Here is a 13,943-nt window from a genome sequence, read left to right as displayed (position 1 = left end):
CAATAAGAAAAGGCGTTTATTACTAGCTGAGGGTTAAATTAAAATGAATCTATTTAATTTTTTTATTGTTGAATAATTATTGTTTTTTAAATAATATTTATCAATTTCTTTCTAAAAAAGAGTACCCGTACTTTCAGTTGCCATTTGAGGAATATGGATATCAGTTTTCCATTCCTCATTCATTTTTTTAATAAAATAAGCAGAGAGTAGAGGTGAAGCTTTTTCAACATTTTGATGAACGAAGAAATAAAGGTTTTGCAATCCATCCTTTTTCCACTGCGTAAGATGTTTCATCCAATCATCCAATCTGTCGTAGTCACTTTCCGCATTAGCTCCTACATAACGGATAAATGCATTAGGGGTTGTAAGACGCATATGAAGCATATCTCTTCTTCCGGCAGTATCTACGATAATATTCGTGATATTATTGGCTTCAAACAGCTCACAGGTTGTATTGAGAATATCTTCATTGGTAAACCATTCCGTATTTCTAAGCTCTATAGCAAGGGGAACTTCTTTAGGCCATTCTTTCACAAACTTTTCCAGCCTGTCATAATCTTTTGGTTTAAAATTATCGTGAAGCTGAAGAAAAGCCATTCCCAGTTTTTCATCAAAGTTCATTACAGCCGATGCAAAATGAGTGACAGGATCTGTAACATCAATTAATCTTCTGAAGTGTGATACTGTATTGGTGATCTTAGGGAAAAATTTAAAATCAGCAGGAGTTTTTTCCTTCCATGTTTTTACCTGATCCGGAGTTGGCATACCATAAAAAGTAGCATTAAGTTCAATAGAATTAAACTGAGTCGCATAATATGTCAGTTCGTCTTTCGTACCTTTCGGATAAAATCCCTTAAGATCCGTTTTATTCCACTTGGCACATCCGATAGAGATGTTTTCCAATCCTTTTTTATTAAGACTTAAAATTTCTTTGGTTTTTGAATGATCCTTTGGAAGTGTAAAATCTATTTTTGAAGGATCTTCTACTTGTCCGAATTTCATATCTGTAATTTTGTAGTGTTAAACAATCAACACAAATATAAACCAAAAAAATCATAGAAAGTTCTATGATTTTTGGTGAAAAGAGTTGTATTGAAAAGGATTATTTTTTAATGATTTTCTCTGTTGTTTCAATTTTCTCTGTTGTAATTTTCATAAAATAAAGAGCGCTTGGATAGCTTGAAAGATCAATTTTTACTGCGTTCTGATTGAAGTTCTGATTAAAAATAATTCTTTGCTGGCTATCAATAAGCTTAATGTTTTTTACAGGATATTCTGAGTTGATTTGTAAGATGTCTTTTACAGGATTAGGAAAGACTTTCATGTGAGCTACATTAATTTTGGGGTTTGCAGTTGACAATGTCGCTCCACAATTTGTTGTAAAGTTGATATCAGGATATGAAGTTTGAAAATCACTTAATTGCGCATCATCTACGCAAACAGATAGGTTAGAATTATAGTTCATGAATTCCCAAAAGTTTTCTATAGATCCGTTTCTCAGGTTAACGTAGTTTAAACTAGGCATATTTAAAAGAGCAATGGTTCCAAGTTGAGATGATGTGGAAAAATCAAGGTGGGTAATCTGTGGACAAATATTGAAATAAACGTTCTTTAAATTAATATTCCCAGAAGTATTGACTTGTGTAAGTAAAGGCAGAGCTGAAAGTGATAATGATTCCAAGTTTGAATTATTGGAAATATTGAGTGAAGTAAGAAGGTGATTGTAAGACAAAGTTAAGGATTGTAATGCCGAACAATCTTTCGTATCCAGCGTTGAAATTTTTGTTGAACTTACAGAGATCTCTTTGAATCCGGTACATTGCGTAAGATTAATTTCTTGTAAATTAGGGAACTTATCTGCTAAAGAAGTTCCTATTGTTAAATATCGTAGCCCTGGGCAGTTTTCCAAATCAAGCTTTCTTAAATCACTATTGTAATCAAATTGAAAACTAGTTAATGCTGTACAGTTTTTAGTGATAATATTCTGAAGATTATCTGCACCTGGTGTACCATCAGTGTAATGACGGTTGGCTCTTAAAGTATGCAGATGAGAAAGATTACTTACGTTTACAGTATTCATATAACCACAGCTATTCGTAATATCAATGTTTTCCAACGCCTGTGCTGCACTGAAATTCACATTGTTGGATATTTTTTGATTAAATGCCTTTAAAACTTTAAGCTTTGGAAGACCCGCAAGATTTAGTGATGTTACATTACCAAAATAAATACCGGATGTAGTATTGTATCCATATCTGTTATAAAATGAACAATCTAGTTCCTCAAGATTAATTAATCCTGCCGTACTGAAATCAATAGACGCAGCATTTAAACCCATTATTTTCTTTAAAGCTGAGCAGTCGTTAAGATTTACTGAAGAAAAATAAGCGCCATTTGTTTCATAATGATCCGTATTGGCAATGATCTCCTCCAAATTTGTACAATTATTGGCTATAAGTTCAATATTTTGTTCATTAACGCTGCTGTTTCCTAATACTGAAACCTTTGTTAAAGTAGTAAGATTAGGTACCGAAATTTTAGATAAAAACTTACAGGAATTAAACGTTAAAGTATTGACATTACTGTTTTGAATATATAGTTCTCTAAGTTCAGTATTATCAATAACTAAGTTGCTGTTAGTTAACTGAATATTTTTGATACTTAGACTATTTTCAGGCGAATACCATGGATTTCCTGAAGCCTGATAAGCAATTACATCGTTGATATTTTGAATTCCAGGACAGTTATCAAATGAAAGATTTATCGGAGCAGCAGTATATTGCCCTGATTGAGAGAAATCATAATAGAAAGGTCTTCCCTGTACTTTTTTTATTTTTCCATGATTGGTAAAGCTTATGTTCGCAGCTTTTGTATTCCAGAAATAAAGTTCTTCAAGATTGGAGAAAAGTAAAGCATCCGAAATACTATCCGGAAGGTGGCTGTCGTAATAAGCAGCATTGATATTTCCAGGGTCAGATCTGTTTCCATTGGGATCAATGTACATTTGATCGCTGATTTTGATATTCAATATTTTTACCAGCTGTGCCTCTGAAAGTTGAATCTCACCATCTCCGTTTTGATCTATAGCAATAGAATTTCCGTTAACATCTTTTACAATTTCATTGGCTGAATTTGAGCTTAAAAGAAGGGCTTTGAATTTCGAATCTGTAAAATTGAGATTCTGCGAGTAAGCTATGGATGCACAGCTTACAGATAGTGTAAGTAGAATTTTTTTCATGATTTTAGTTTTTCATTTATCGGATTTTAAATGAATATTTTTAGATTAATTTCCGATGTGGCAAAGATAGTGAATTTTTAAATTTTGGAACATTTAAAAGAATTTATATTGTTTTTTGTGTCAAATTGAGGTTAAATTCCATTTTTTATAGAAAAAATACCGAAATGACTTTATTATTTGTATTAAGTTTTTTTTAAGGAAATCTTAAACTTTGTGTTACATAATGTTAATTTTATGTTACCATACTTCATATTTAGTAGATATACTTTTACACCAAGTTTTTAGAAGAAAAAATATGAAGAAAAAAATAATCTGTGCTTTTGCTTTATTATCTTTTGGTTTTGCATTCTCACAGGAAACTAGTTCTAAAATTTTTGGAAGATTAAAAGGTATTTCTTCCGAAGTCACCGTAAAGGTAGTACATATTCCTACCAACAGTACCTTTGAAACCAAAACGAACAGCAAAGGACAATACAGTTTGGATAATCTTCAACCTGGAGGACCTTATAAAATTGAGATTTCCGACGGATCCCAGATTATTTATGAAAATCCAGCTCTGCAGCTTTCCTTAGGAAATAATGATTTGCCTGTAGTGGAAATAGGCAACAAAGAAAAGACCATTGATGAGGTTAAAATTACCTCAAAAAGGACTGCCGTAAAAAACGGAGTAGGAATCAGTCAGGCGCAAATTTCAGGATTGCCTAATATCAATCGTGGTATTCAGGATGTTACAAAACTTGTTCCTCAGAGTGCCAATAATTCATTCAACGGAACGAATTTCCGTTATAATAACGTTACCATTGATGGTTCTATTAATAATGATGCCATTGGTTTTAGTCCTTCATTAGGAGGGCAAACGGGAACTTCAGGAATGCCGGGAAGTAGCACGCGTTCCAACTCTATCAGTTTGGATGCTATTCAGGATGTGCAGGTGTATATTGCGCCTTATGATGTTAAATTGGGAAATTTCCTTGGTGGAAGTATCAATGCTGTTACCAGAAGTGGAAGTAATGAGGTTACCGGATCTCTTTATACCTACGGAAGAAATGCAGCGATTACAGGAAACAACAGGGTAGGAGATAATTCAAAAATGCCAAAGGATTTCTCTGACTTTATCTATGGAGGGCGAGTAGGACTACCAGTGGTGAGAGACAAAGTGTTCTTATTCACAAACCTTGAGTATACAAAAAGAACAGATCCTATTTTTTATAATGCCGGTGATCCAAATGCTTTGATTGATCAGACTGTTGCTCAACAGATTTCAGACTTTGTACAGAAGAAATATGGTTTCAACGTGGGTAGTTTTAATCAATACAATAACTTTTCTGAAAGTTCTAAACTTTTCAATAAGTTAGATTGGAAAATTAATGACCAACATACATTATCGATTAAAAATAATACGGTATTTTCACAAGCGTCCAATTTAGAGAGAGATGGTGCCAATTTCAGGTTCTCAAGCATGGATTTTGTTCAAAAGAATACCGCTTCTACTACAACCCTTGAGTTGAAAAGCCGTTTTAATGATAAATGGAACAATAATTTAGTCGTAGGATATTCTTCAATTCATGATTACAGAGATCCTACTTCTGCGAATGCTATGTTTCCACAGGTTGAAATTACCCATAACGGAGGAACTATTCTATTAGGAAATGACAGGGAGGCAACTGTTTTCAATATGAAACAGAAAACTTTTGAAATTACAGATAACCTTACTTATAAAACAGGACATCATACATTTTTATTAGGAACACACAATGAGCTGTATAATATCAATTACGGTTTTGTAAATGCCCTGAACGGAAGAATATCCTATAAAAGTTTAAATGATTTTTATAATGGAACTCCTGCAAGAATAAGAGGTACATATCCTTTTAACGGAGAGAGCAGACAAACTCTTTTTGACAATCCTTATGCTCAGTATAAGGTGAATCTTCTTTCATTATATCTTCAGGATGAAATTAATTGGGGTAGAGTAAGACTGTCACCGGGAATCAGAGTAGATTACACTGATTTACCAAACAAGCCGCAACTAAGCCCATTGGTGAACAGCTCACCTCAGGATCCTAATTATGGAAATACTTATAATTATACTCCATTGAGCCAACTTACCAATACTTATCTTAATAAACCGACATTATCTCCAAGACTTGGATTCACTATTGATGTTACAGAAGACAGATCTATGGTATTGAGAGGAGGTTCAGGAATCTTTGTAGGAAGAATTCCATTTGCATGGTTAGGATATGCCTATTATAATGACGGGGTAGGTTTCGGAAGCTATGATTATAATGCTCCAACTGCAGCTCAACTTGCGGCTAATGGAGATCCTTTGGTAGGTTCCAATTTCTCTAAATGGCAAAATTCTTCAAAAGTACAGGTGGATCTTATTGATAATAATTTCAAAATGCCACGAGTTTGGAGAAGTTCCCTGGCATTCGATTATACGCTTGCCGGATATAAACTTACATTGGAAGGTATTTATACTAAGGTTCTTTATGACCTGAAATTCCAACAGGTGAATAAAACGGATAATGTGACCTATTACAGCTATGATGTGAATCATGAAATGCCGATTTATACAACGAATATCAATAGTAAGTTTTCCAATGCATACCTTTTATCCAATACAAAAGAAGGATATCGTTACAACCTGACAGCTCAGATTTCAAAATCATATAGCTTCGGATTTAATTTCTTCGCTGCTTATACTTATGGAGATGCAAAAGATATTACAAACGGAATCCGAAATTCAATGGAAAGTAACTGGCAGATGAACCAGTCTCTGACACCTAATGATCCTCAATTAACAACTTCTAATTTCGCCATTAAAAATAGAATTGTTGCCAACCTTGGGTATGCTTTTAATATTTCCAATTCAAATAAACTGTATACCAATCTGTACTTCAATGCTCAATCAGGAAATCCATTTTCTTGGGGATTTGTAAACAGTACTATTGCTAATACAGGACAGGCTGCAGGTCTTGCTTATGTATTTAAAGATGCCGCCGAAGCTGCAAAATATATTGTGCCTATTAAAGATGGATCAGGAAATATTTTAGTAACGGCTCAGCAACAGATTGCAGATTATGAGAACTTTGTCAATAATAACGATTATCTGAAATCCAGAAGAGGTACGTTTACAGAAAGAAATGGAGATACAACTCCTTGGAATGTTCAGGCTGACATCAGAATCATGGACGAAATCAGATTGAGTGAAAAATCAAAGAGCAATATTCAGATTTCTTTGAGCATCATCAATTTTACCAATTTATTAAACAAAAACTGGGGTAAAGTATACTTTGTACCCAATACCTTTAATTCTACCGCAAGTGTAGGCTTAACGAAAGTAGGAAATGTAGCTGCGGGACAACCTGCTGCAGGAGACCCAATTTACAACTTTAAAACACCAGGGTTACCTTATACAATCGATCAGTTTGCTTCAAGATTTCAAGCACAGTTAGGAGTTAGATATAATTTTTAATTACTGCTTTATTTTACTTTTATACAATTCTTTCATAGGTTCGGATTTTCTTTCCGAACCTTTTTTTATGGATAATAAGTGAATGAATGATGTTAAATATTTATTCTTTTTTGTAAATAATCATCGGTGAATAACTATAGAAATTGATCAATCTATTTATAGTTATTGGTTTTTGTAATTCAATAGAAACGGGCTTTAGCCCGTTCTATAATCAAATTATATTTCCAACGGCTTTAGCCAAAACTTATAAAGCTAAAAAACGACAAAAGCACACCTTTCGGTATGCTTTTGTAAATATAGAGTGTTTATTACTTGATCTTATGCTTCACAGCTTGAACATGATACAAAGTTCACCATCATTTCTTTTGAAACAGAAGAACTTCTTTGATAGTAAAGAGTTTTCACTCCTTTTTTCCAAGCTTCAATGTATAGATAGTTTACATCTTTTACCGGCATTGTAGAAGGAATCTGAAGGTTCAGAGATTGAGCCTGATCAATATATTGCTGTCTCTGTGCTGCCTGCGAAATGATTTCCATAGGAGAGATTTCCTTAAACGTTTTGAATACCGCTTTTTCTTCAGGAGTAAGCTCATTCAGATGTTGTACAGAACCATGGTTCAACATGATAGTTCTCCATGTTTCCTCATTATCCAACCCTTTTTCTTTCAATAGTTTTGCCAGGTATTTGTTCTTACGCATAAAGTTTCCTTTAGCAAGACCTGCTTTATAATAGTTAGAAGAGAAAGGCTCAATTCCAGGAGAAGTTTGCCCTAAGATTGCAGAACTTGAAGTGGTAGGAGCAATAGCCATTGTAGTGGTATTTCTTAATCCGTATCCTTTCAATACTTCTGGTTCTCCGTAGATGTTGGCAAGTTCTCTTGAAGCCAGCTCTGCCTGCTCTTTGATATGTCTGAAAGCTCTTGCATTGAATTGAGTCGCCTCAAAGCTTTCAAAAGGAATCATATTTTTCTGTAGGTAAGAGTGGTATCCTAAAACACCTAGTCCAAGCGCTCTGTGACGCATTGCGAAGTTTCTTGCTCCCTGTAAGTAGTAGTTTCCTTCAGTTTTATCAATAAATTCTGATAATACTGCATCAAGGAAGTATACCGCTAATTTAACAGCATCTGTATCTTTCCACTCATCATATAGCTCAAGGTTCATAGAAGACAGACAGCAGATGAATGATTCTTCCATTGTAGAAGGAAGCATGATCTCAGAACAAAGGTTACTTGCGTTTACTGTCATTCCAAGGTCTTTGTATACCTGTGGTTTGTTTCTGTTTACGTTATCAGTGAAGAAAATATAAGGAAGACCTTTTTGCTGACGGCTTTCTAATACTCTTGCCCAAACTTTACGTTTGTCCATATCACCGTCGATCATATCCTGCATCCAGTAATCAGGTACACATACTCCAGTGAACAGGTTCTGAATCGGGCTACCAATATCTTTGATTGATAAGAATTCTTCAATATCTCCGTGGTCAATATCTAAATAAGCAGCAAACGCACCTCTTCTTACTCCTCCTTGAGAAACAACATCCATAGCTGTATCAAAAAGTTTCATGAATGAAACTGCTCCGGAAGATTTTCCGTTATCCGTTACAGCTGTACCTCTGTTTCTAAGCTCTCCGAAATACCCTGAAGTACCCCCTCCGATTTTTGTCTGCATGATGACTTCACCCATTTTATGAGTAATTCCCTCAATGCTGTCCGGAATGTGAGCATTAAAACAAGAGATTGGAAGACCTCTTTCAGTTCCCATATTAGCCCATACAGGAGAAGAGAAACTGATCCATCCTTTTGTGATCATTTCCTTGAAAGCCGGCTGAAGTTCAGGTTTGTATAACCTTTTTGCAGCAGCTGTGGTAATTCTGTCGATAGCTCCGTCTACCGTTTCACCTTTCAACAGATATCCTCTGTTCAGCATTTGCTCAGACTCTTCGTTGAGCCACCATATATTTGAATTTTGCTCTTCCATAGATGTTATATTTTCGAATTCCGGGATGAGATGATCACCCCGGAATTTTGTTTTTTATATTATTGGTTGTAAAATTTCGACTTTATGAGAGCCGTTCAGTCCACTTTCATCTCTCAATCTTTGAAATTCCTTAAAAGACGGAACATTCAAAACTTCATGCTGAACTTCTTCATTGATATAGTTTGAATAATGTACAAAAGTAACACCGTCTTCCTTTACATAGACCTTATATTCAAATGTTGTCTGATCCAGATTTTTGAAATCATTCAAAAACTTTTGAATATTTGCCTTATTTGCAGGAACAAATTCAGGATTTACGGTATAGCTTACAATTACATTAATCATATTTTATCTTTGTGTTATTAAAAGCTTAGTGTTCTTGAAAAATAATAAATTTATTCATCATACAAAAACGCTAATACGGTCTGCTTTGACGCTCGCTTCGCTCGCGCTTTTACAATTTATATTAGAATAAATCGTTTGCCGTAATACTCTTATCGTGTTTCGTGTAATCTACAGGTCTTTTTGCAAAGAAATCATCCAGAGAATTTGCGAAAACTTCCTCTTCGAACCATACCATTGGTCTGTATTGTTCCGGAGTGATGTTGTATCTTGTTTTCATATTGATTTTCTTCAAACTGTCGTCTACACGATATTTCATGAAGTTCAATAAGTCTTCTTTAGATACATTGTCGATTTCTCCAAGTTCAAAGATCCAGCTAAGGATATCACCTTCTCTTGCAATAGACTCATCCACAAGGGTGTAGATATCTTCAATATCGCTGTCCGTTAATAGATCAGGTTGTTCCTCACGGATTTTGTTGATTAAGTAGATTCCTGCATTAGCGTGAATTTGCTCATCTACAGAAGTCCATGCGATAATGTTAGAAACATTTTTCATGAATCCTTTGAATCTTGTAAAAGAAAGGATAATGGCAAACTGAGAGAAAAGAGAAACGTTTTCTACTAAGATACTGAATAGTAATAATGCAGAAACGTATTCTTTAGGTGTAGCAGAGTTGGCATGTTTTAAGGCATTTCCAAGGAACTCAATTCTACCTTTTACAGCAGGAATTTCAATTACGTTAAGGAACTCGTCATTATATCCTAATACCTCCAATAAACGGGAATATGCTTCAGAATGACGGAACTCACATTCTGCAAAAGTAGATCCTAATCCATTGAATTCCGGTTTCGGAAGGTGGTTGTATAAATTCCCCCAGAATGTCTTTACAGACACCTCGATCTGTGCAATGGCTAAAAGCGCATTTTTCACAGCATGCTTTTCATGTGGTTCCAACTGCGAATGAAAATCTTGTACATCTGCAGTAAAGTCCACTTCCGAATGTACCCAGAACGATTTGTTGATCGCTTCCACGAATTGAAGGACCTCCGGGTATTCAAATGGCTTATAACTTACTCTCTTATCAAAAATTCCCATATTAAAATATCTTTATAATTAAATAATTCAGATCTATGTGGATAACGTTCAGAAAATGTATAACTTTTTGTTTTTGTGATGGTTGTGAATTTAAGTTATTCACATTCTAAGTTTGTGCTTCTGATCAGAATCTAAATACAAAGTTCGAAAAAAAGAACTGATTTTGAAAGAGGTAAATACTAATAGGCTGACTTTTAGCTGTAAAAGTTTTCCACATTTACATGAAACGGGCACGAATAATAGGCTAGACAGCTTTCTTGGGGATAAATACATGGAAAACTTAAGTTACCGTTAAACAAAAAATGATAAAATGCTTTAAATAAAGGATAAAGTCGTTAAACAAAAAAATATTTGAATAAATTTTCATTCTTGTAACAATTTGAAAATATCATCTACTTATTGGGTATAAAACATAGATCACTTAATGTTAGTAATTCAGGATTTACATAAATCATACGATACAGGAAAAAGCAAACTTCATGTTCTGAAGGGAATCAATCTGAATATCTCAGAAGGCGAGTTTGTATCTATTATGGGAAGTTCCGGTTCCGGAAAGTCTACGCTTCTTAATATCATTGGGATTTTGGATGAAAAAGATTCAGGAACCTATGAATTAGATGGTGTTCCGATAGAGCACTTATCCGAGGTGAAAGCTGCGGAGTACAGAAGTAAATTTTTAGGATTTATTTTTCAGTCCTTTAACCTTATCAATTATAAAACGGCTTTAGAAAATGTAGCGCTTCCTTTATATTATCAAAATGTACCAAGGAAAGAACGTAACCAGAAAGCAATGGAGTATCTGGAAAAAGTAGGTCTTGCACAATGGGCAAATCACCTTCCCAGTGAACTTTCAGGGGGACAGAAACAACGAGTTGCTATTGCCAGAGCTTTGATTACAGATCCAAAAGTTGTACTGGCAGATGAGCCTACCGGAGCATTGGATTCAAAAACGACACACGATATTATGAAGCTTCTTCAGGATATAAACAATGAAGGAAAAACAATCATCGTTGTAACCCACGAACCGGATGTTGCTGCACAGACAAAACGAAACGTTGTTTTGAAGGACGGAATCATTGAAAGTGATGAGTTTATTAAGCAGATTGTGCTTTAAACAATTTGAAAATTTGAAAATGAGATAATTTGAAAATTAAATGATTTTAATTTTTCAATCTTTTAATACTAATAAAAATGTTTGACCTAGATCGTTGGCAGGAAATATTCAGTTCTATCCGTAGTAATGTGCTTCGGACGGTGCTTTCAGGGTTTACGGTGGCTTTGGGCTTATTTATATTCATTGTTCTTTTTGGAATAGGAAAGGGGCTTCAGAATGCTTTTTCGGAAGGATTTTCAGGAGATGCTAAAAACCTGATTACAATTTCTACAGGGAAAACCACTTTAGCTTATAAAGGTTTGCAGTCTGAACGTACCGTAACCATGAATAATGATGATTATGATTTTTTGATCAATGCAGAAAAGAAAAACGTTGGAGCAGCCAGCCCAAGATATAATGCCAGTCTGATGGTAAAATACGGTAAAGAAAGTGGAATCTATCAGGTGCATGGAGCAGAACCGGGCGAACAGATCATTGAAAACAGAAAAATGATCGATGGGCGATACATTACTCCCAGAGATCTTGAAGGAAAACAGAACGTTGCCGTAATCGGAAGAATGGTTCAAAGAGATTTGATTAAAAACGGGAGCCCGGTTGGGAAAGAATTGGATATCAACGGAACCATGTTTAAAATCGTAGGGGTATTCTCGGATGATGGCGGAGACTGGGATGAAAGACACATTACCGTTCCGATCACAACTTTGCAGCAAATGAAGAAAGGTTCTGATACGGTAAATATTGCTTACATCACATACAGCGATAAAATGACCCCTCAGGAAGCTATTAAATATGGTGATGAGCTGAAAGATAAATTAAAATCAAGAAAAAGCGTTTCTCCTGACGATGAAAACGGTGTTCGTGTTTGGAATAACGCCAAAAACATGAACGATACTTTTACCTTCATGGCAGTTCTTACAGCTATTGTTGGTTTTATCGGGATGGGAACATTGCTGGCAGGTATTATCGGGATCAGTAACATCATGGTGTATATCGTAAAAGAAAGAACCAAAGAAATAGGAGTGCGAAAAGCCATTGGAGCAAAACCAAGAGGAATTGTAGCGCTTATTGTTCAGGAAAGTGTTGTGATTACTGTGATCTCCGGTATTGTAGGAATTGCAGTCGGTGTTTTGACATTAAGCATGATTGGTGACAGCCTTGAAGAGTTTTTCATTAAAAGTCCGAGTGTAGGATGGGGAGAGATCTTTATGGCATTTATAGCACTGGTTTTCTCTGGGTTTATAGCAGGATTTGTGCCTGCTTACAGAGCTTCAAAGATCAAACCTATTGAAGCATTGAGAACAGAGTAACGTATATCATTTATAACTAATAATTCAGAAAGGTGAATATTATATTTAAAAAAGATACCTGGCAGGAGATTTATTATTCTTTGAGAAATAATAAGCTTCGTACATTTCTTACCATGATTGGAGTGGGATGGGGAATGTTCCTGTATGTGAGCCTTCTTGGGGCAGCAAAAGGTATGGAGAATGGTTTTGATAAATTATTTTCCGGGTTTGCTACCAATTCCATTTTCCTGTGGGCACAGAAAACCTCTATTCCTTACGAAGGGTTTCCAAAAGGAAGAGAAGTTCACCTGAACCTTTCCGATATGGAAATGCTGAAAAGAAAAGTAACACAGGTAGATTATATATCGCCTCAGAATGCCAGAGGAAGCTTTACGGGAACTCCTGGAGAATCTATGTCCAGAAACGGTAAAAGTGCTACCTATTCTCTTACGGGAGATTATTCGGTGGGGAATAAAATTTCAGAAAAGAAACTTATTTTCGGACGATATATCAATGATGCAGACGTTTCTGGTAACAAAAATGTGGTAGTCATCGGAGAAGAGATTTATAAGAACTTTTTTGATTCCAAGAAAAAAGAAAACCCAATAGGACAATCTATCAACATCAAAGGATTGTTTTTTAATGTAATCGGAGTATTCAGAGTAAAAAAAGGAGGCGGTTTTGAGAATGATCAGACGGCTTTTATTCCACTCTCTACGTATACGAAAATGTATAATGCAGGAGATCAGATTGATATGTTTGCGATTGTAAGTAAGCCAAATGCGAATGTGAACTCAGTGGAAGAAGATGTAAAACAGGTTTTAAAGGCTAAAAATAAAGTTTCACCTGAAGATACCAACGCATTCGGTAGTTTCAACCTTGGAAAAGAATTTAAAAAACTGACAGGTTTTCTTACCGGAATGCAGCTTCTGACCATTATTGTAGGGACGTTAACCATCCTAGCCGGAGTAATTGCGATCTCTAACATTTTGTTGATCACCGTAAAAGAAAGAACCAAAGAAATTGGGATCAGAAGAGCATTGGGAGCAAAACCTGCTGAAGTAAGAAATCAGATTCTTCTGGAAAGTGTTGTTATCACACTCTCCTCAGGATTGTTAGGATTTATGTTCGGGATTTTTGTGCTGATGATCCTAAATGCCGTCACCCAAGGACAGGATTCTTTCCCTTTCTATAATCCGACGGTAAACTATGGAAACGTATTTGCCGCAATGGCAGTAATGGTAATATTGGGGCTGATTATCGGAATGATTCCTGCGCAGAGAGCTGTAAAGATTAGACCGATCGAAGCTTTGAGAACAGAATAATAATTTGAAAATGATATAATTTGAAAATTTGAAAATTGAAAATGATCCGTAATCATATGGTGTTAATCTTTTAATTTTTAA

9 protein-coding genes are annotated in these 13,943 nt (G+C 35.2%); 4 read left to right on the top strand and 5 right to left on the bottom strand.

Annotated elements, in window-relative coordinates; all coding sequences use genetic code 11:
• Positions 1-111: 111 nt before the first annotated feature.
• Both BW983_RS06585 and BW983_RS06580 read right to left on the bottom strand, forming a co-directional pair.
• Positions 112-1,002 (bottom strand): DUF72 domain-containing protein, encoded by an 891-nt coding sequence (locus BW983_RS06585; RefSeq protein WP_076551021.1) that lies wholly within the window; start codon positions 1,000-1,002, stop codon positions 112-114.
• A gap of 100 nt (positions 1,003-1,102) precedes the next feature.
• Entirely contained in the window at positions 1,103-3,238 is a 2,136-nt protein-coding gene (locus BW983_RS06580) for a T9SS type A sorting domain-containing protein (protein ID WP_076551020.1), read from the bottom strand.
• Positions 3,239-3,533: 295 nt separating this feature from the next.
• Here BW983_RS06580 and BW983_RS06575 point away from each other — a divergent pair, with 295 nt between their 5' ends.
• Positions 3,534-6,719, top strand: a complete 3,186-nt coding sequence (locus BW983_RS06575; RefSeq protein ID WP_076551018.1) for a TonB-dependent receptor — start codon at positions 3,534-3,536, stop codon at positions 6,717-6,719.
• 318 nt (positions 6,720-7,037) lie between these two features.
• On the opposite strand, the gene BW983_RS06570 is transcribed toward BW983_RS06575, so the two are convergent.
• The 3 genes from BW983_RS06570 to BW983_RS06560 form a co-directional block, all read right to left on the bottom strand.
• Positions 7,038-8,696: a ribonucleoside-diphosphate reductase subunit alpha gene (locus BW983_RS06570; RefSeq protein WP_076551016.1), complete on the bottom strand. Its 1,659-nt coding sequence runs from the start codon at positions 8,694-8,696 to the stop codon at positions 7,038-7,040.
• Positions 8,697-8,750: 54 nt separating this feature from the next.
• Complete coding sequence (locus BW983_RS06565; protein WP_076551014.1) at positions 8,751-9,041, bottom strand: hypothetical protein; 291 nt, start codon at positions 9,039-9,041, stop codon at positions 8,751-8,753.
• Positions 9,042-9,162: 121 nt separating this feature from the next.
• Complete coding sequence (locus tag BW983_RS06560; RefSeq protein ID WP_041461620.1) at positions 9,163-10,137, bottom strand: ribonucleotide-diphosphate reductase subunit beta; 975 nt, start codon at positions 10,135-10,137, stop codon at positions 9,163-9,165.
• Between the two features lie 424 nt (positions 10,138-10,561).
• Here BW983_RS06560 and BW983_RS06555 point away from each other — a divergent pair, with 424 nt between their 5' ends.
• The 3 genes from BW983_RS06555 to BW983_RS06545 all read left to right on the top strand — a co-directional run bounded on the left by BW983_RS06555 (position 10,562) and on the right by BW983_RS06545 (position 13,862).
• Positions 10,562-11,251, top strand: coding sequence for an ABC transporter ATP-binding protein (locus BW983_RS06555; protein WP_065394913.1), 690 nt, complete (start codon positions 10,562-10,564; stop codon positions 11,249-11,251).
• 77 nt (positions 11,252-11,328) lie between these two features.
• Positions 11,329-12,558, top strand: a complete 1,230-nt coding sequence (locus tag BW983_RS06550) for an ABC transporter permease (protein ID WP_076551012.1) — start codon at positions 11,329-11,331, stop codon at positions 12,556-12,558.
• A 32-nt stretch (positions 12,559-12,590) separates the two neighbouring features.
• Positions 12,591-13,862: an ABC transporter permease gene (locus BW983_RS06545; protein ID WP_076551011.1), complete on the top strand. Its 1,272-nt coding sequence runs from the start codon at positions 12,591-12,593 to the stop codon at positions 13,860-13,862.
• Positions 13,863-13,943 lie beyond the last annotated feature (81 nt).

It is taken from the genome of Chryseobacterium ureilyticum (genome assembly GCF_900156735.1).
Classification (GTDB): Bacteria; Bacteroidota; Bacteroidia; order Flavobacteriales; family Weeksellaceae; genus Chryseobacterium; species Chryseobacterium ureilyticum.
Note: the sequence above shows the minus strand (reverse complement) of the source record. Positions and strands in the feature narration are given on the sequence as shown.

Bases quoted from the DNA above. Each gene is read 5' to 3' on its own strand.
- BW983_RS06585 (WP_076551021.1), bottom strand. From the start codon at position 1,002: ATGAAATTCGGACAAGTAGAAGATCCTTCAAAAATAGATTTTACACTT.
- BW983_RS06580 (WP_076551020.1), bottom strand. From the start codon at position 3,238: ATGAAAAAAATTCTACTTACACTATCTGTAAGCTGTGCATCCATAGCT.
- BW983_RS06575 (WP_076551018.1), top strand. From the start codon at position 3,534: ATGAAGAAAAAAATAATCTGTGCTTTTGCTTTATTATCTTTTGGTTTT.
- BW983_RS06570 (WP_076551016.1), bottom strand. From the start codon at position 8,696: ATGGAAGAGCAAAATTCAAATATATGGTGGCTCAACGAAGAGTCTGAG.
- BW983_RS06565 (WP_076551014.1), bottom strand. From the start codon at position 9,041: ATGATTAATGTAATTGTAAGCTATACCGTAAATCCTGAATTTGTTCCT.
- BW983_RS06560 (WP_041461620.1), bottom strand. From the start codon at position 10,137: ATGGGAATTTTTGATAAGAGAGTAAGTTATAAGCCATTTGAATACCCG.
- BW983_RS06555 (WP_065394913.1), top strand. From the start codon at position 10,562: ATGTTAGTAATTCAGGATTTACATAAATCATACGATACAGGAAAAAGC.
- BW983_RS06550 (WP_076551012.1), top strand. From the start codon at position 11,329: ATGTTTGACCTAGATCGTTGGCAGGAAATATTCAGTTCTATCCGTAGT.